A 21,978-nucleotide genomic window follows, 5' to 3' on the forward strand; every position below is an offset into this window, starting at 1 on the left:
ACTTAGTATAATCTAGATAATAAAGAAATTACTATTTCAAAATTGTATTCTTGTTTTATAAATTAATAGTTTTGTTTAACCACTGACATTACATATATTGTTTTAACCCTTTGAGATTTTACAATTTTGGTCAAATGTAAAATTACCAGACATTCACAAACTTATAATTTATTGACAACACAATCTCACAAGCCGAGCGTCCTTTACCTCAACAACGTAGCATCTCCCGTCACTTTATGATATCCCCGGGCCTTGTCACGCCATTCGACGATATAAACAAAAACATCTGGATTGACTGGCACACCTCGAAACATTCCATCCCATCCGTATTGTGGATCATTGGGAAGAATATTTTTTTGTTCAAACATGAGCTCACCCCATCGATCATATACAGCAAACAGATCAATCATATGCACATCTTCATTGGAAAATACAACGAGTCTGTCATTGACCTGATCTCCATTCGGTGAGAATACATTGGGTACATAAACTTCACCTTCATGAGCTATCATTAAAACCAAATATTCAATGGAATCGCAGCCGGATGAACTGCGATGATTAAATTCATAAACACCACTTTCTTCATAACGACGGTGATCCGCTGACCAGTAAAAATTACCCAAAGCACACAAAGTATCACTAAAATGGTATTCAGGGTGTATGATAAGTTGCATTAGGTAATTGGAATCACAACCTTCATGAGTCACTGTGTCGAAGCGATAACTTCCACTTGTACGATAATTTTTTCCATTAACTGACCAGGTGTATTCCACGCAACTTTCAATGGTATCAAGTAGATGATACTCTGGTCGAATTCTAAGATTAACATTTAATGTGGAATCACATCCGAATTGATTTGCACGATTTAATAGAATACTTGCCGATTTGTTTTGTTCATTAAATATTTGTTGGTGTATGATAACATTTCCTCCCGGACAAATAGATGTATCCAATTTTCCTGTCGAATTGGGACGCACACTTAAATGGATATCAATGATAGAATCACAACCAAATTCGTTGGCTCCATATCGAATGATCTGACCATTTTGTTTTGACTCATCAAATTTTTGATTGTATAACATTACGAAATCACCAGGACAAATTGAAGTATCGATGGTAGCTTTGGTCAGTGGCAATAAATTCACATTGACATGTAAAATAGAATCACAACCAAATTGATTGGCGCCAGTTAAATTTATTTGACCGTTCAATTTGGTTTCATCGAAGCGTTGATTGTGAAGTACAATATATGATCCGGTACAGATGGACGTATCCAGATTGGACTGTGAGAATGGAAGTATCCTGAGATTAACATGAATCGAAGAATCGCATCCAGTGTAATTTGCTCCTGGCAACAGGATTACACCAGAGGTATGCATTTCATCGAAAGTCTGATTATGTATTATGATTTTTCCTGCAGTACAAACTGAAGTATCCAGTTGAGACGCTGCGATTGGATAAAAATTTAATTGAACTTGAATTGTAGAATCACAACCTCTATGATTTCCACCAAATAATTTAATAGTTCCAGTTGGATTGTTTTCATCAAAAGTTTGATTATGGATCACCAATTTTTCTCCTTTGCATATTGTCGTATCCAAATTAGCATTTGTTGGACTTAAAAAATTAGTGTTGACTAAAATTAGGGAATCACAACCATAACCACGTGTATTCGGCATGCTGATCAATCCTGTTGGATTTGAAATAGAAAACCAAGTGCCCCCTACTTTTATGGAATCATAATTACATAACACATAGGTTACGGTATCGGGCTTAATTTGATTGCATGATAACAAACCAAAGTCTAATGAAAAATCATTTTCTCCATCTCTTCCACTAAGATAATTAAGTGCTATTTTTTCTTGATATCGTGCAGATAATGGTAAGGTTTGGGATGCGTCAGAATCGTTTTCCGAATTTCCAAAATTCACTCTTGATTGAAACTTGGTTGTTGTGTAACTTTTGTTATTTAAAATGAGTTGTTTATTGAGGTAGTTGCTATCCGCACCAATTTGAATGGTATAATAAGTATAGGGATCTAAATTTCTAAAATAATATAAACCATTTGTATCACTAACTGTCTGCTTTATTAAAGAATCTTTTTGATTGTATATCAACACTGGAATGTTTGCCATTGATGGTTCTCCCGGATCTTGCACACCATCCAAATCCTTATCATTCCAAATATAATTTCCAATACTAACGCCAATCCCTTTGCCACTTGAAGCAGCTATCAGTAATTCGATATCTCCTAGCCCAGTGGCTTTTCCAAAGGTTCCATATTCACCTGTGTAAATATTATAGTTAACTTTTTTTGTACCTAATGAATTGTCTAATTGACTCCATCCGTTGGACCACACATTAGCAGGATCCATTAATGTTGCAATGATGGTATTATAACTCGGATGTGCGGCTAAGGAGCCAAGTGCGCTTTCCTGATGACTATAAAATCCATCTTGAAAATAAAATTCTCCACCACAAACTCCCTGATTGTTGTTTTTGCCTTGAGTAGTGTAAAATCCTGAAGTCCCGTTTTGTTCCAATAAATATTCACCTTTAAGTTTGAATAATTTAAGATTATCCCCACCCGCAAATGTGATATAACGTAAATTATCTTTGGTGTTCGTACCATAATCACGACCTCCTGTTTGGTGACCATACCGATCACCAAGTGAAATAATCATGTTACCTTCAGAATCAAATTCAATATCAGACAACACTGGTACCGGTCCACATACTACATCATTGAATATACTGAATTTATAAAAATCGCGATTCCAAGGACGAAACGTTCCACAATAATTATCATTCAAAAAACCTTTAAAATAATTTAAATCAAATTCAACTTCTTTTTTAAAACCACCATTGGCATAAGTATAAACTGTGGCTCTAAGATCGTCACTGTTATTGGTGGATTCAGCAGAGCAAACTCCACCAACAAATATTTTTCCATCTCTGTATTTAAGTCCCCAAGGTCGCCAATCAACATATATCGAACAACCGGGATCTGGTATTGGAATCTCTTTAACGCGATCTGCAGTTATGGGTAATTGGAGTGGATTTCCAATGGCGATCGTGACCAAAGAACGATTATATAAATTAACCACATAAAGCGTATCGCCTGCGTCGTTGAGATCAATATCACCTAATCCCCATTTGCCAATTTTATCAAATGTTGAGGAATCATGTGAAGCATCATTTGGACTAAAAGGCAGGTTTCTAAATAATGTGGATTCATCTCCTGTTTGAATACCAAATGAATCTAAATTAAGCAATATTTTTGTTCTACCATAATACCGATAATTGGGTGCCATTTGAGGATTGGGTAGAAAATTATTTAGATCTGTAACATAAACAGCGCCAAGACCACCGGGACCCAAAGATGCATTTCGTTTCAGAAAAGAACCGGAATACAACATCCTCGTTTCTTTTTGAAAACCAAGTCCCCAAATCGAACCCGTTTCACCTGCACTGGCAGCATAGTAATTTCCATTGGATCCTAAACGTGGACCACCCTCAGTAGTAGAATAATGATTGACGACCAAAGTCGGTTCATTGTATGCTGGACTCATGGGGTTAAGAGCATCTCCTTTGACAAAAACACTGGTAACCATCCAAGGTTGTGGGTCTATTAAATCATTCAATTGAAAAATACCAAGATCGACTGCACAATTTCCTACTGCAGCAATTTGGGTTCGAGTTTTATTTTCCAATCCAGGATTGGCATCGAACAATCCTGAAGGAATCTGATATTCCACTCTCATTTTTTGCCCTGCGGTTAATTGTTCTACAGACCAAAGCCCTTTGGTTTTTGTGGTCGTTACAGCTTGAAGTTGCTTTGCATCATTATACAATCGCACTTCAATACCCTGAATGCCATTTTCAGAACTTTCCTGAATTCCGTTGTTATTAAAGTCTGAAAACACCTTTCCGCCAATAGCCTGAGTACCTAAACAAATGGGCGGATCACAAGGTATAGGCAATATCACATTATATGGATTAGAAGAACAAGCACCAGAAACAAATGAAGCATCAATTGTATAATTTGCACCATCAGGATCTAAAATAAACTGCACATATGGAGGGCAACCTTTTAAAAACGGATCGAATATTTTGGTCATTCCTTTAAGACGAACTTGAATTTTATCACCTGGTGTTGCCATAGTCCATGATAGAAAAACGGCAACAATCACCTTGGATTGATTTCCAGTACGTGCGCCGTATTCACAATCGCCAATGATGACTCGGTCAATGTTTAATGAACAAAGGGCTGAAGGAGCCGATGTAATGGCATTCAAATTACCCGTCAAATGTCCTCCTAACAAAGACAAACTCCAGATCAAGTTCAAGATAAATACATTAATAAATGTCTGTTTATTCATGAGCATATCATTCAATCACATGATTTGATCACTAAAGGTATGAAAAAATTGTTCTTTAAGTTAAAACCAAATAAAATTTGTTTCGTCTACTATCTGGAAACGTGAGACTATAAGCTGATTTGGTAATAGCAAATAATTGAAATGATAGAATTACATCGGGTATGTTACAAAAACAAAATATAATGATCACTTTAGTTTGCCCCGAATCCTAAAAAAATTATGAGTAAATATCCCAACCACCAAATCTATATATTTTTGGAAGTTATATAGTCCAAATAAGTGCATTTTTGGGCGTTAAGTATACAAAACATGTTATGGATTCGCTTTGATTTTTTTTGGAAGTCACTAACCTAAAGGATTTTCCCAACTACATTCATTTTACCTATTCGTAATAAGCACCTAACCAATAAAAACATTAAATTTGTTCGACATTTAAAAAAAATACATATGGCTTTCAACGAATCCTTAGCCAACCGAATCAGAATTGCATTAGGACATTTATCCAATGTCGAAGAAAAACACATGTTTGGAGGTGTCTGTTTTATGGTTAATGATAAAATGTGTGTCGGAGTCGTAAAAGACGATATGATGTGTCGCATCGATCCGGCATTAGATCATGAAGTTCTCGAAAAACCAGGATGCAGACCCATGGATTTTACACATCGCCCCATGAAGGGATATGTTTATATTAATGAGGAAGGAAGAGCATCCAAAAAAGATTTTGATTATTGGATAGGATTGTGTCTTGAATTTAATTCAAGAGCGAAACAGAGTAAAAAGAAAAATAAGAAATAAAATTTTTATTATACCCTATGTCTTCCAACAAAAAGAAATTAATGAAGAAGAATTAAGAAATTAAATAGAGTTACATCCACAATTACTAATCACATTACTTGAGATAACTTTTAATTTTATCTACTTTATTTTTAGCTATGAATTCCTTCTCTTCCAATTCTTTGAATATGGGCTTTGCCAAATTCTTGTTTTTTTCCATTAAATGAATAATCATTAATTGATATAAAGAAGGGTCATGAAATTGTGAGTCTCCCAATGAAACAATGTGTCCAAATTTTATCTTAGCTTCTGCATAGTCTTTGTATGCCATAGCAATATGGCCCAAATAGTATTGACTTTTCATGGCAAGACTATCAACATTTAATAATCTTGTAAATAATATTTTGGCATCCTCCCAATGCTCTTCTTCAAAATAATACAATGCACTGTCTAAAGAACTCAATGAGTCTTTCTCAGCACGTGTGATATTGCTGTATGGCTTTTCATTAAGCGTTGCATAAATCTCATCAGGGGAAAATCGATCCGGCGAAAATATTTTATAAAGCAAAAAACCTCCCACCGCAATGATAAAAATAGCGGCAATCCTTCTAATGGAAAACAATTTCCTTCCAATAGATTGTGACTTATTCTGGCTCAACGATTCCAATTGTTGTCGTACTTCCAATTCAATAAATGACTTCGCGATCGTATGTGCCAATGGATAATCGCGAACAGCACTTGCCAATGTTTCGTCAGTTTGCATAGCAAGTTCAAACGAAGTTCGCTCCTCGTCTGTGAGTTTATGATTTAAATAATCTTCTATATGGTCGAAATAATCCATGTTCAAATCAGTTGATCTTTTAAATGCGGATGAGCATGCAGGTAGTCTAATAATTCTTTGAAACACTGACTTTTTTTCTTTCTGGCCATGCCTTCAGATTGATAATTCAACTTCTCTGCGATTTCAACCATTGAAAATCCATTAGCCCAATGCATCAATACATCTTTACAGTTAGACCTCAATAAGCTTAATAATTCAATCAGTACCTTCCTTCGTTCCTTGGTCAAAAAAAGTGATTCGGGTTCTTCCTTGGTGACCCCTTGATGAATGTCCATATCAAAAGACTCATAATGCGATGCCAGCTTCTTCTTCAATTCTGCAAACCATAAATACTTAGCGATACCCATTAAATACGGATTCAAGTCACCTGCTAAAGTTGAAGAATGATCCGAAAATCCCGTTTTAACAAACTGTACGATCATATCATTAAAAACAAGCAAAGCTTCATCCAAGCTTCCTTGATGATTCATCACATACTTACAGACAGTGCCTTTTAACATGGTATCATGATATATGGAACTTATGACTTGAGATCTTGTCCCCTCATTCAGTCTGATTGCCTTCACTGCTTCCTCAATGCTCAAATGTCATTATTTATGATATGTCTCAATTTCCAAATAGGATACCCTTTAGAGGGTAAAAATACAAAAAAAGTTTTGCGGATTTAAAAATTTATTATATTTGATGGTAACAATTGTTTTAAAATTCTACATATAACACAGATAAGTCAAAACAAGAATTAGACAAATATGGGTTTGGATCAAAAATTGAATCATTTTATGTGCATTAGACCTATTGTCTTTATCTTGTTAATATTACTACTGCCTTTTCATTCGACAGCACAGCTTAGTCCGGAGACCTTGGATACCCTGGATCAATTGTTTAAAGAAAAAAATTATGTTGCATTTCTTACCAAGATTAGAAAAACAGAAGAAAAAAATACAAAGTCAGATGATATCCGATGTGATCTGGAAGACATGACTCATTTTGTAGAAAGGCAAATTATTACTAATGATCCAAATATTATATTTGAAAAGCGAAAAACAAATATGCGTCATGCTTTCATATATAAGAAATTGGGTGATTATCAAACGGCTTTAAAATACTATTTAATTGCTCATAGTTTAGTTGAAGATAAAGATTGTTTGGATACATTTGCATGGTTCATTGAAAATGAAATTTGCAATATTTATACTCGATTAGGTAATTTTGAAGCAGGAAAATATTTTAGTTTACTCACTGAAAATAGTTTGATCTACTATCAAAGCTGGGAGAATTTAAGTAGGTTTTATTCAAACGAAGGAAGCAGATTGTATTGGTCTAATAATTTATCAGAATCTAAAAGAATTTACTTAGAAGGACTTAATATAGCTAGCCTATATGAATATAATCGAGGAATTTTATCCAATTCTCAAGGTTTGGTCCAAATATATCTAACATTAAATCAAAAAGATTCAGCCAAATTTTATTTAGATCTAGGAGAAAAAAAATTACCGTCTCTTGAGGATGATAAATATTATTTAGGATATAGGTCTGATTTTGAGGATAAAAAATCAAAGTATTACAAATTATTAAAGGATTACTCTCAGTTTGGGATTTGGTCCAGAAAATCAATTGCAACTTTATTAGAACAATACAATGGCAATTCCAAATCAAGAGAAATTGCAAAATCCTGTTTTGTTCAGGGAATGAATTATTTTGAACAAAATAAACTTGATTCCGCAGAAATATATTATCAAAACGGAATGCAGTTTCTTATACCTAACAAAATTAATATATTACTTCCCGAAAATCGCAACCAATTATATCCTGAAAATACATTTATTGAATTGTTTGATTTAAAATCAAAAATATTACATCAACAATACAATCAATCACAATTAAAAGATGCAAAAAAAAGAATTAATTACCTCCTAGAAGCAATTCAATATAATGAACTCATTTTATGGATGTTAAATAATACAATGCAGGATTTACTAAGTGATGAAACTAAATTATCATCTATTTCACAAAGTAAATTATATGTAGGACAGGGTTTAGAATTTATATTTAAGTTATTATTTAATTTGGCAATTAATGATAACGACAGCTTGATTAGAACTTATTTCAATTATTCGAAGTCACAGCTAGTCAACACTAAAATACAAAATAAACATGATGTTGATAAACAAGATTTTAAGACAAAAGAAAAAATAAGAGCCCTTCATGATAGCATTATTACAATTGAATCACTGGAAGAGAAAACGGACGATCAAAACCTTCGATTAATTCAATTTAAATTTGAAATTGAAAACATTCTTAAACATTTAGAACAAAGTATATTAAACAAGATTTATCCAAAAAATTATATAGAATATTCGGTTCAACAGGATTATATTTACAGATTAGCTCAATTAAATAACAAGATCTATTTTGATCGAATTGGAGAAACAGCTAAATTTGACAGCTTATTTAAAATATTTATTGATACTTTAGTCAATAAAGATCCAAACCAAGATGCTCCGATCTACAAACAAATATCTGACTTCCTATTGCAGGGAATAGATTCCATTCTACCCTATGAATTTACAGTTATTCCTGATGCCAATATTTCATTTATCCCATTCGACTGTTTAAAAGATCCATTTAATAAAAATTTAATTGAGTACCATTTGATCAGTTATTCACATACTTATGGAAATTCAATATCAAAAGACCATTCCAATTCAAAGGAGATATTTACGCTAGCTCCTCAATACCCCCCTTGCCTTAATTTACCTTCAATAGAAAGAGGTTCCTTTTATGAACTTAAGCATTCTTTAGAAGAATGTCAAAGTATCCAGAATTATTACCCTGACGCGAAATCATTAAGTCGACATATTACTAAAAATAATCTATTAGACACATTAACCAATGCTTCCATCTTTCATTTTGCCGGACATGGGAAAGTTAGTAATGATTCTTCCTATTTACTCCTGGCTAATAATCAAGAGCATCTTCGCTACGAAGATATCAGTAATTATTATAATAACTTGGATTTAGTCGTATTAAGCGCTTGTGAAACGGGTCTTGGAGCATGGAATCCTGGTGATGGATCCAAAAGCTTAGCAAAGGCCTTTATTGAATCAGGCACTGGTGCAGTTGTATATAGCCTTTGGAATATGAATGATATTTCAACCCAGAAGATCATGGGCTATTTTTATCAATATCTTTCAAAAGGTCAAGCAAAAGATGAAGCCCTTAGAAATGCCAAACTTTCTTATATCAATGAATTTTCAGGAGATAAAAAACAAAATTTTTATTGGGCAGGATTTGTTGCCACAGGTGATATGGCACCGATTCTACATACGAATCCTATACTTCATTTTTTTCAAAATTATTGGGTCAATGGGGTAATGTTTTGCACAATTTTAATCATATCTATAATATATCTAACTACAAAACGAAAAAATTAATTAATATGAAATTATTAAAACATGTATTAACGATTATCCCTATTATATTTTGTTTAAATTATATTAATGCTCAACCAGACAAATGGTTTATAATGAATGGGAATTATATTACAGGATTGCCAGAGAGCTCATTCTCTCGACTTCCTTGTTCTACTTCAATTAACTCTTCATTTGATATTAACGGTGTTAGTCATCCTAAACAGTATAATTTATCATATCCAGAGAAAAAATACGCAAATGATGTTTTTATTATATTTTGGAATGGAAATTACTTTAATTCAAGGTATTTAGGATATCCAAATCCATTTAATGGTTTTCCAGGTGGATATGGTTATAAATTAACTTTGGCGGATCTGGATTTGGCATTTGGTTCTACACCACCATCATTAAAAGATATTAAATACTTATACTTCACTGATAAATATGAAGAAGATGATCCACCTTCTGGCCTGATTAAAATTAATCCGAATCCAACTTCTCCTGCATTAACCTCTGTGCCAATAGATACGTATAATCAAGAATCTTCAGTTCTAACTGCTAATCATGATATCGTTCCTGATGATGATATTACCTATATTATTCCATTGAAAATAATTAAAGATTCTAATTGTGATACAAATACTTTACGATTAAACTATCCAACAGATATCTTGGAATTATCACCAATATTCGATGGAAGCACCTGTTTTAATTGTATTCCAACTACGCTTTCTGGTATAATTGACAAGATTTCATTTGGAGGTAATCGGTATCAATTTATTAATCTGAAAGGAAAATCAAATATTCCTGGCTTTCCAAAGCCAATGACATGCACTGTAATCTTACAATGTAAAACTGGCAACACCTCAAATTATACAGATATAGCATCCTTAACAGAAGCCGTAAGACAATCCCACGATCCAAATTTGGTAAGAATAAAGTGTATTTGGAAAGATAATGATGGAAAATATTGGGTAAAATATTATATTCGATTTTATAATGATGGCGATGAAGGTGTTGAAAATCCATATATACGTTTCACACTACCTACATTCTATGATAAGAACTCTATTCAAATTTATAATTGGAATTTTGCTGACTGCGGTTCAAAATGTGGTGAAGATAGTAATTTTGTTAAAAAAATTGATTTACCTAACAATGAAGTTGAATTTCAATTCAAATTCAGTAATTGTTCTTTGCCTGGTATTGGAAATTCTATTCCAACACCAAAACAATATGCATGGGTAGAATTTTGTGTTAAAATTCAAGGCACTACTAATCCATGTTTATCTTCAACCAATTTGGAATTAATTTCACCAGAAACTGATTTTAACCCTATAAATTATGATATTCATCATTTTGAAGACATTCTAGTGCCTTGCGACAGTCTAAGACGTAGTAATATAAAAGATACCATAAATATCACACCAAATTCTAACATAAATTGGTGTCGTATTCCAAGTTCAACTTGTAATTGCGACTGCCCTAAAAAGAAAAAATGTTTACTTAATATTTTTAAATGCAAAAAGCTTTAGCAATGCAAATTATTTAAAATCCTGAGGGGTAACAATCCCTCCTTCTTTAATCATATCCATTAGAAAACAAAAATCTAAGATATGATTAAAGAAGGCCACCAAGCGGTATTAATAGAATCCAATACAGAATTACCTTGTAAGAAATTTATCACCAATTACTATCCAGAATGTAAGGTGATTCAAAAGGATATGGATCATAAATTCATGATTCAATATGTCCAGGACAATAATGTGGATTTGGTATTTGTGGACTTAGCTGTTGACCAGGTAAATCAAGTCTTAGATCAACTGTCCAGATTTCAAGTGTGTCTGATTTTGTTTGGAACACAACAACAATATTCCAAATTAAATATCAAGCAAACCTTCCACCATTTGATTAGTGATTCCTTCGATCTTGAAAAAATGCATACCGTCATTTTACAAATAACACAGCACCTCAACCTTCAACAACTACGTCACAAAATAAGTAGACTAACCCACATCATAACACACTTAAACGATTTAAGGATAAGTATTTCTTCTAAGGAAGGATATGAAGTAATCCACATCATCAATATCCTAAGGATTGAAGCAGCGAGATCCTATTGCGTCGTTTATTTTTTTAATGGAGCTAAGATCCTCATTAGCAAACCACTCAATGCATTGGAGAAAAAACTACCTACAGGAATGTTCCTACGGATTCATTCATCGCATCTGGTTAATGTATGTGCCATCAACAAATGCATAAAATCAGATGGTTATTCTATAGTTTTAGACAATGGACAACAGTTTCCGATTGCGAGCCGCAGAAAAGAGCATGTGATGAGCTTTTTCAATTCCATTGCATAACAAGTCATTTTAAAATTCGACTTCTATTTTTTTGATTGTGGGGTAACATTTTCCAAGCCATTGATCATAATGAAATATAAAATCAAACAAGAGGACGTTTTAGAACGCAACTAATATAAATTTAATTCAATATGTCAAGTTCATTTCAAATATACAAAAGATTAACTATGAACCTAAAAATGGACGATAGGAAACCCATAACACACATTAGAAAAATCACCATTTTAATACAAACTTTTAAAATGAATTTTAAACTATAAAACCATTAATCATGAAACGAAGTATTACTTTTCTTTTTCCCTTCTTCTTAATCTTGTTATGTTCCTTTAAATTAGAAACATTTCAATGGGCTTATGATGCCCATTATAAGATCATTAGCAATAACAATTGTGAATCTTATAAATGTCAATCATCAAGCCCACTATTAATACCGAATTTTAAATTTTATTTCGGAGGTGCGAATGCTGATTATTTTACTAAAGTAATTACATTTGGAGGTGATTATTATGCTATTGGTAATTCTACTGGAAGAGCCTCTCTTACTAGGATTTCAAACGCAGGAAATGTAATGTGGACTCGGGAATTAAGCATCACTTCAGCATGGAATGACTTGATCATAACAACTAACAATGAAATATTACTTGTTGGCATCAATGGTAATTACGATAATAATGCTAAAAGTTTGATTGGAACTTGTACATTAAGCGGAATTATGAATGTAAAGTCATATAATTATTCCAATAGAGAATCTTTAACAAAAATATATTTAAATCCCAATCCTGAAAATCCATCTTTCCCTTATTATATTATTGGTGTGTCTAATTCAGGGGGTTCTTCTCTGGATGATATTCTGATCATTAATGCAAATTCAATTGGAGCAATAAATTGGTCAAAAAACATTTATAATCCAAGTCAAGATTTTGAATTCTACAGAGATATCTCCATTCAAAGCAATACCGGTGATATGGTAATAATAGGTAACAATTTAGGTAAAGCTGCTTTGGTGCAAATAAATAAATCCGGCACAGTAATCAATGGTGTAGAATATAATGAAAACATGCGTTTCAATACTATTGTATCCAATTCAAATCCTATAGTAGGATATAGCCACTTATTGGGAGGTTCTAATAATGCTACTACAGTAGCCCAACTCATGAAAGTAAATGGCTTGAGTACCATCCTTTACAATTATAAGGTCGATAGCCTCGATGCGATTACTAAAATAATCCCTAAACCGGGCGGAGGCTATTATGCCTTAGGTCGTGGAACCATTCGCGGTGCGAACAGATCTGTAGTTCTTTCATTATCTGAAGTCGGAAATTCATTAACATTAGATTGGTCAAAAACCCTTTCTGATAATTCTTCCCTTTATAATTTTGGATATATAGGATTAATGAATACTACTCAAATCGCCTTTACGGAAGGCCGCCAGAATGCCATCAATGGATTCGGAAGTACTGATGGATTCATTTCTATTGACAATCTTGATTTTGAAAATTGCTTGACGCTCAAACTAAATTTAAAACTCAGCCCTCTTAATTCAACGAACACCACATTCTTTCCAAGCACCAATAATCTTGCAACTCCAACTCCATCCATATTAAATGCAAATTCACCTACATACAATCAAAAAAATGTTTGTGCTTTTGTTTGTAATGTTCGTTTTGAAATTCAACCAGGCAATTGCGGAATTATCCAGTTCTTTCCTTCTACCAATCAAACTGGAACCCTAAGTTACTGTTGGGATTTTGGGGATAATCCACCTTGTGGTAGTGTCATTCAAAATCCTATTCATCAATATCAAAACAATGGTAGTTACACCGTTTGTGTGACCATTAAGGATGGTGTGAATTCTTGCGAAGATTGTAAAATTATAAATGTTTCGAGCGTAGACAACCAAGCTCCAAACTTAAATTGTCCTCAGGATATTACCATTTCATGTAAGCAGTCCATCTTGCCGATAGTGACTGGTAATCCATTCGTTTCAGATAATTTGGATCCATCCCCAGTCATTAGTTACACAGATCAAATCGTGAGTTCTTCTCCTTGTGACACTAGTATAAAAAGAACATGGCTGGTCATAGATCGGTGCAACAATAAAAAATCCTGTACACAATTCATTGCTAAAAAAGACAATATAAAACCAAATATAATTTGCCCCGCAGATATTACTATAGATTGCCAATTTGTTCCATCAACCTTACTAACAGGAAACGCTACCGCATCAGATGATTGTCAATCACAAATTATTATATCATATACGGATCAAATATCCTACACCAAACCATGTGGTTCAATAATTAAAAGAACTTTTACAGCAGAAGATATTTGCGGCAATAAATCCACTTGTGTTCAGAAAATAACTAAACGAGATATTGAAAAACCTAAAATTCAATGTCCGAAAGATATTACCATTAAATGCGAAGAAGACCCGCTTCCTGCACTTACAGGTTCTCCGAGTGCTACAGATAATTGCCAATCGATACTTGCTTTCAAATACTCAGATATCACAAACCCAGATGATCCATGCAATATTAAAATCACTAGAACCTGGACTGCATCAGACAGTTGTGGAAATACTTCTTCCTGTAATCAAATCATTATTAAGAAAGATTTATTACCGCCAGCTATACAAAATTGTGGAAGATCATTCACAGTACCTGGACTTTCTGTGGGTACTGATTGTTCTGCATTTGTGAATATCATTTCACCTACGGCGACTGATAATTGTAATTCAATTACACTCACTAATAATGTCACCAATACATCCAATGCTACAGCAACATATCCTTCTGGTACAACAATCATCACTTGGACAGCAACAGATATGTGTGGAAACAAGGCAATATGCATGGATACTGTAATTATTTTGCCATGTGGATGTGGTGATACTTGTGCCACCTCCTCACTGATTATAAACACTGGATATGATCCGTATTCTTCAGCAGTTCTTCCTATTAATTCGGCTTCAAGCGCTTGGACTTTAGTTGCATCACCTGATGCTGGCCTCTCATTACCCTTGCCATCTACCGTAATTCTACCATTTCCATCATGGCATTCACAACCAAGCTCACAATGGATTTCTGCCTATTCAATGTCTAGTTTAAATCAAAATAATCCTTTTCCCGAAAATCCTTACTCCTTTCAAAATTGTTTTTGTATTTGTAGAGACTCCTCTCAGGTTACCATTTATTTGAGTGTGCTAGTTGATAACGTAGTTGATATCAACTTATACCAAGGAAGTACATTAATATGTCCTTTATTAAACATTTCTAGTAGCAGCACATCTGCGTTTCGACTTCCCGCTGATGTAACAACGAAAACTTTAATTTTAAATGCTGGTACATATTGCATTCGAGCAGATCTTAGAAATCTAAGTGGTGTTGCCATGGGATTAAATATTGTTGGAAGTATATCAGGCGCAGGTCTCTTGGCTTCCACATGTTGCGAAGAAACTAATTTCTTAATGGGGCAAAAATTTATTGACGAAAATTGCAATGGAATTCAAGATCCTTCTGATCTACCAGGTGAAGGCTGGACTATACAATTGAAAGATAATCTCGACCATGTGATTGCAACGACCATTACAGATGATTTAGGTTTTTACAATTTTCCAAATGTCCCTATCGGATCATATAAAGTCTGTGAAGTTCAACAGGCAGGATTCACCAACAGTTTTCCAGCTTTAGGTTATTACATAGTTGATGTTACTAACAATTATAGTGTAATCAATCAACTAAATTTTGGAAACTGTATAACTGATACTTGCTGTGTAAATAGCAATGCCTTAGAAGCTTCAGTTAATCAAGAGTTGATCATAACCAGAGATTCATGCCGGTTGTGTATTAGTCATCCGGGACTAACCAGCTGTCAGCAATTAATTATTGATTGGGGTGATATGCAAGAAAGTGGACCTTTAACGGTTGCTCCGAATGAATGTCACAGTTATTCACAATCTGGAGACTACAATATCTGTCTAACGTTTGAAGAACTGGATCCTAATGGCCTTGTTTGTTTTTCAAAAGATACTTGTTTTAATGTATGCATTGAATGCGGTGTCTGCACAGAAAAAGAATTTTCTTTAAATTGGTTTAAAGGATTTGGTCATTCCAGCTATCCAGGAAATCCTTCAGAACCTGCAATTGCTAATGTGTCTGACTTTTATATTGATGCTGACGCTACACATTATTTTACTACAGGGCATTATCAAGGAATTGCGAGTACGAACCTTCCTGATTTTCCTGGAACAGCTGTTGCACCAAATGTTACAGATTGTTTCGTAAATAAATACGAATTAGATGGTGCTTTGGTTTGGAGTTTTTCAATAACAGGTGATCAATTAGATCAAGGCCTTGTTATAAAAAAGAGTCCTAGCACAAATGAATTTTTTGTAGCTGGAATATTTAATAGTTCAAGTATTACTTTCCCATCAAGCATAATGCCCTATAACACAACATTAATAAGAAAGGGCAATGGGACTAATGTATTCTTGGCTAAGTATTTAGATTTGGGTACAACTGTACAATTGTTATGGTCATTAAACATGGGTAATGATCAAAGAATGCAGATATCTGATTTGGATATTGACAATTCTGGCAATCCAGTAATTATTGGTGTATTTACAAATGAAATTAATTTTGATCCTATTACCAATACTATTGGAGCAGTTAATAATAATAGAGTTGAAGATTTTTATTTAGCTAAATATGATAAAGCAATTGGTAACCTTATATGGGTCAAAACCCTTAGTAGTGCTACAACCTCTGGAGGAGCATACCCTTTAGGTGTTAGCATTGACCCTAATATAGATAGTATTTATGTCGTAGGTCAGTTTTCCAATAGTGTAGATTTTGACAATAATGCTTTATTAGAATTAACAGGTGGTCCGATCGGAGCTACAGCACCTTTTGTAGCAAAATTTAACACTGACGGATTATGTAGCTGGGCGTACCCAATAATTAACCCAACTTTATTTTCATCTTGTATGAGTTGTGACCAGGGTGAGGCTTCAGATATAGAGGCATATAATGATGGTTTCATCATAGGTTTAAACAGCATTCAATTTGGTAGTAATTATGAATTCAACCCTCGTGGAACCCCAACACCAATACTAAATCCACCAGGATTGGTTAAATCTTATGTTGCTAGATACAATTCTAATGGTGAATTAACTTGTATACCTAAATATTTAGATAAAGGTAACAGAATCAAAGAAGTTTCTGTAGATCCGAGCGGATTTGCTTATTTATGTGGTGGTACATCAGTTAATGGTAGTAATCAAGAATATGAATTTGTAAATGCTTTTATAGCAAAAGTAGATCTCGATTGTAATATTAAATCTTTTTCAATTGACGGAAATAAAAATGACGATGCTTGGTCCATAGTTCCAAGTCCAAATAGTTTTGCAGTTATTGGAAGAACCGGATCAACAGATTTTAATGCAGATCCACTTCGTGATGCTACAAATAATTATTCAGCTAATAATTCCTCGGATATTTTCATTGCAAAATATTCTTGTATTTGTCCTGCTGATACCGTTAGTTCATGTTGCGAAAATATTTCCATTGAAGCAATTGCTGTTTCAACAGTAGATAGTACTTGTTGTTACACCACTAATTTTACCAATAATTTGGGCTTCAATATTATTCATGCTGATGTTCATTTATTAACTGCTGGTTGGAGTTTTTCTAATTTAATTCCTTCAAGTGGAATAAATCTTTTTGCAATAACAGCTACTAGTTTTACAATTTATCCTCTTGGAATTTCTATACCAAGCGGAATAACCAACGATTTTTTGAAGTTCTGTTTAACTGGATCAGCAGTTGCACCAACAACGCAACAAATAGTTTTTAGTTGGTATGAAGCGCTGCCTAATGGTGGTAAACGAATTGTTTGTATGGATACAATAACTACTAATTGTGCTCCGATTCGACCAAAAGGATGTATGCAAATTGTTGAGTCAAGTGTTATTTGTAATCCAGAAGATCCAAATGAATATTGCCTAAAATTTAAAGTAAAAAATGAAAGCACCGAACCTGCTATCGGTATCAGTTTAGATATACTTAGTGCAGGATATGGCATGCATGATTGTGCAGGCACAGGATTTAATGATCCTTATAGTATCACGTTTGGATCTGTATTAAATCCTGGAGCAACTAGCTCGGTGCAATGTGTAAAAATATACGCTAATATTCCTGTTTTAACTCCGACTACCATCTGCATCCAAAATGCTCTTTTGCTCAGTAATCGTGGGACTTGTCTTGATACTAATGAGTTTTGTATTCTTTTAGAGCCTTGCCCATGTGGTTATAGTTGTTGCATTAATAATCCTCCACACCACTTCGATGATTTACCTTTAGGCAACTTAGTCAATCATACACAAATTGGTTGGCATCCATTTAGTGGTTTACCTACTATAATATTTGGCGGCTGCAATAACACATCTCAAAGTCTTCTTCTTTACGCTGGAACAAGAGGACTAATGAGTTCATCTGTTGAATATTATTTTAGTGGTGTTGTCGGACCTGATGTCATTTTCAAAAAAGGAGTGACTTATTGTATGAAATTTTGTGCGAAATTAAATCCAGTCGATTACACTACCATTGGTCAATTATTGGTCTATACCGAAAATGAACCCATCAATACTTCGATTCTTCTCACTTCCAATAATAATTGGATAGAATATACATTAACGTTCACACCCACAAGCGATGCCTATTCCCTATTTTTCAAAAACGCATCAGCAGCACCATTAGATTACGGACCATCCATTCAAATTGATGAAATTTGTTTTCAAGAACCCATTCCAATATTCAATGATGTCACCCCACCTATATTTGATTGTCCGTTATCAGAATCTACAAATGTTGTAGATAGTGACTGTTCATACAATTACACTATTCCTAACATTCCTGTAACCGATGATAATGGTGTCGAATCTATAATGTGTAATTTAGATGGTCATGTAGTAAACATCGGTTCAATATACAACTTGACACAAGGTGTACATCAAATACTATTTACTGCCATAGATTATTGTGGCAATACTGCTCAATGTAGCTATGAAATAATTATTCACTGCGAATCTTGTCCTTGTCCTAACGGAAATTCTGGACCAAACATAGTCGTTAATGGTGATTTTGAAGATGGCAATGTTGGTTTTAACTCTGATTATGTTTTTATTCCATCTCCCACATCCATCATTCCAGGACAATATGGTATTCGCAATTCATTTCAATTGTATAATGGATCGTGGTCTTGTCAAGATCATACCAATGGAGATCCTCTAGGTAACTTTCTCATAGCAGATGGTCCAAGTCCAGCAAATGCAGTTTGGTATCAAACCTATTCGCTTACTGATGGCGAAGCATTTTCTTTTTGTTTTTTTGCTAACAATTTGGTTAGACCAAATTTAAACAGTGTTGATCCAGTAATTTTAGTTCGTGTAAATGGGCTTACTGTTTTTGGTCCCCAAGCCATCCCTGAATTTCCTGATACTTGGATTCCAATTACATTTCAATTTGTTGCAGGATCCAATCCGTCTACAATATCAATATTTAATGTTGCAGTTTCAGGTTATGCTGATTTGGCAATAGATGATATAAGTCTGAGCTCTTGTGCGATTGTCAAAGACACCTGTGAATGCAAATCCATCTCAAACATAGTATTTGGCAATCCAGAATTCAATCGACAAGCATCTTGCAATCAAACAAAACCAATTGAAATTCCATGTCCTATTAATGAACTTTCGTTCAATGTGACAGGCCAACTTAATTGCTCTGACAATTGTAAAAACATTGTGAAGTATATTATTAGAGATGCCTCTGGTGGCACAGTGCAACAAGGTTCTGCAACTCCAAGTTCTCCAAATTTCTTTGGTATAAATGGACTTGTATTTACATTATTCAATCCTGGCGCACTTTACACAATTGAATTTATTGGTATTTGCGGTATGGATTCCTGTATCTGTAATATTCCATTTTTTATAGTCCCATGTAATGACTGTTGTAAAGATAAAGCCACGTTTGCAGCACTTGTAGAATCAGCTATTTCATTAACATTCGATGACAAAATATGTAAAGCTAAAATAAACATTAGCGGATTACCTCAAGAATGCAATATTGAAGTAGTATCTGTTAAATGGGGTGATGGATCAGTGAGCACCGGTTCATATGGAAATGGCGATATGATCATGCATACCTATGCCCCAGCCAATGTGAGTTATCTCATTTTTATAGACGTCGTTGAGTATGATGACAATGGAAAAATTTGCAATAGTTACACTTTAAGAAAAATTGTCACGCCAATATGTGAAGATTGTTGTAATGACAAAGATTACAAAAAATTTAAATCACTCATCAATCAAGGCTTTAATTTAGTCGTAAATGATTGTGAAGTTACTGTTACCGCACCTCAATTTGGAAAATGTTTTTACTTTGGATCAGTACCAGATTTTGGTGATGGACCTGTTCCACCTACTCTTGTAACAAATCCTTCAGGAACATGGACACACACCTACAATCATAACGGCACATACAATATTTGTGTTAATGTCTTTGCATACGATGATGGAGATACAAATAATATTTGTTGGGTCAAACAAATGTGCACGCCAGTAAAAGTAGATGCATGTGATAGTATATGTAGATGCAATGGCTTTACCAATTTAAGTTTCCATTGGGATAAAACCAATAATATTCCTGTTAAGTGTAATGAAACAGCAACCTTGATTTGCCCTCCGATGGATTGTGCTTGGAGCTTTACAGGTGAACTCAATTGCAAAGGAGATTGCAAATCAAATAATCTGGATTGGAAATTAGTGAATCAATCTACACTTATACTTGTCGCATCTGGTACAACGATGACCTATCCTAATTTTGGCATTTACATTCCACAACACATCGTCGCCATCGGAGGAAATTATCAATTAATACTAACTGGTCATTGTGATCAAAATAATTGCCCTTGTGTAATCAATCTCATACTGCCAGGATGCACAGATCCTTGTCCATGTGATCCACAAGATTTAATCAATGATGTGAATGCAGGAATTGATATTATAACTACTTTGCCAAATTGTACAGTTTGTTTTCAACCTAAACAATTACAAGATTGCGATATGGTCAATTGGTATTTAATTTCAAATCCGAATACACCATTTGCAACAAGTCTTGGCAATCAAACGATTTGCCATAAATTCACAAATGGAGGTAATCATAAAATAAAAATGCAAGTGATTCGTAAAAAATCTGGTGGTCAGATTTGTGATGACTTTGAAAAATTAATCACAATCAATGTAAATTGTTTTGGGTCTCCAAATAAAAAGGATGAAATTTCTTCTTGCAATATTGGAACTCAATTACGAGCAGGTATTCTTGGAGATGATGGCTATTCCGACTTGTGGTCATCCATCTCTGGCGAACCAAAATTAATAAATGATCCAGGTAAAACCAATTCATGGTATTTAAAATTGGCAGGAAATTTAAATAGATCGGATGCGATATACACTTCGTCACCTATATGTTTGGAATCAGATGATGTTGAACTCAGATTAAAATACAGAATACCGTTTGCAGAAAATCTTAAACACGGCTCCAAAATAAAGATTTGCTTAAGTTCTGACCCTATCAACAAATTTATCAATAAGAATCCATTTGCTAATATGAATCTATTTAATGTAGCCAATTTCAAAATTCCTGAACATATTGGTGAATGGATCGAGTATTCCACTTCAGTGAATCTTTCCAGATGGAAGAATGAGTTGAAATGTTTATCATTTGAGGGCAAACAGGGATATGTCATCATTTATGTTGAAAATGAAATCGGAAATAATCTTAGAAATTCGCTCACAGAATTGGAGATTACTGATATTTGCATCGATCAAAGCACAATAGAAACATCAACTAATGAAGATACAAAATATCAATTTACCGTATTTCCAAATCCTACACAAAGTGAATTTATATTCAGTCAATCGTCAGATCAGAAACTACGTACAGAATTATTTATTTATAACCAAATGGGTCAATTGGTTGATCAATTCCAACTTACGTCTACACAACACAATTTAAATTTTGGAAAAAACTACATATCTGGATTTTATATTTTAAAAACTAAAATGGGAAACAAAACACATTATACCAAATTAATTAAACAATCCCATTAAATTCTAATGAGCATATTATGGCCGGTAACTTATGATTTAA

The 21,978-nt window shown here is 33.8% G+C and carries 8 protein-coding genes; 5 read left to right on the plus strand and 3 right to left on the minus strand.

From position 1 onward, the window contains the following. Positions 1–203 precede the first annotated feature (203 nt). Complete coding sequence (locus tag IPK88_00615) at positions 204–4,382, minus strand: gliding motility-associated C-terminal domain-containing protein (GenBank protein ID MBK8241899.1); 4,179 nt, start codon at positions 4,380–4,382, stop codon at positions 204–206. A 447-nt stretch (positions 4,383–4,829) separates the two neighbouring features. Here IPK88_00615 and IPK88_00620 point away from each other — a divergent pair, with 447 nt between their 5' ends. Beyond that, the gene (locus IPK88_00620; protein MBK8241900.1) at positions 4,830–5,177 is read left to right on the plus strand and encodes a TfoX/Sxy family protein; all 348 of its coding nucleotides are present in this window, start codon (positions 4,830–4,832) and stop codon (positions 5,175–5,177) included. A 94-nt stretch (positions 5,178–5,271) separates the two neighbouring features. Here IPK88_00620 and IPK88_00625 read toward each other — a convergent pair whose 3' ends face one another. Further along, on the minus strand, positions 5,272–5,997 hold the full coding sequence (locus tag IPK88_00625) for a hypothetical protein (GenBank protein MBK8241901.1): 726 nt from the start codon (positions 5,995–5,997) through the stop codon (positions 5,272–5,274). Between the two features lie 2 nt (positions 5,998–5,999). After that, on the minus strand, positions 6,000–6,581 hold the full coding sequence (locus tag IPK88_00630; GenBank protein MBK8241902.1) for a sigma-70 family RNA polymerase sigma factor: 582 nt from the start codon (positions 6,579–6,581) through the stop codon (positions 6,000–6,002). Between the two features lie 222 nt (positions 6,582–6,803). Between IPK88_00630 and IPK88_00635 the strand changes: the two genes are divergently transcribed. From IPK88_00635 to IPK88_00650, 4 genes are all read left to right on the plus strand, one after another. Beyond that, positions 6,804–9,431, plus strand: coding sequence for a CHAT domain-containing protein (locus IPK88_00635; GenBank protein MBK8241903.1), 2,628 nt, complete (start codon positions 6,804–6,806; stop codon positions 9,429–9,431). 5 nt (positions 9,432–9,436) lie between these two features. Then, positions 9,437–10,945: a hypothetical protein gene (locus tag IPK88_00640; GenBank protein ID MBK8241904.1), complete on the plus strand. Its 1,509-nt coding sequence runs from the start codon at positions 9,437–9,439 to the stop codon at positions 10,943–10,945. An 81-nt stretch (positions 10,946–11,026) separates the two neighbouring features. Then, positions 11,027–11,773: a LytTR family transcriptional regulator gene (locus tag IPK88_00645; GenBank protein MBK8241905.1), complete on the plus strand. Its 747-nt coding sequence runs from the start codon at positions 11,027–11,029 to the stop codon at positions 11,771–11,773. A 271-nt stretch (positions 11,774–12,044) separates the two neighbouring features. Beyond that, the gene (locus tag IPK88_00650; GenBank protein MBK8241906.1) at positions 12,045–21,938 is read left to right on the plus strand and encodes a PKD domain-containing protein; all 9,894 of its coding nucleotides are present in this window, start codon (positions 12,045–12,047) and stop codon (positions 21,936–21,938) included. Positions 21,939–21,978: the final 40 nt, after the last annotated feature.

It is taken from the genome of Candidatus Defluviibacterium haderslevense (genome assembly GCA_016712225.1).
In the GTDB taxonomy this organism is placed as follows: Bacteria; Bacteroidota; Bacteroidia; order Chitinophagales; family Saprospiraceae; genus Vicinibacter; species Vicinibacter haderslevensis.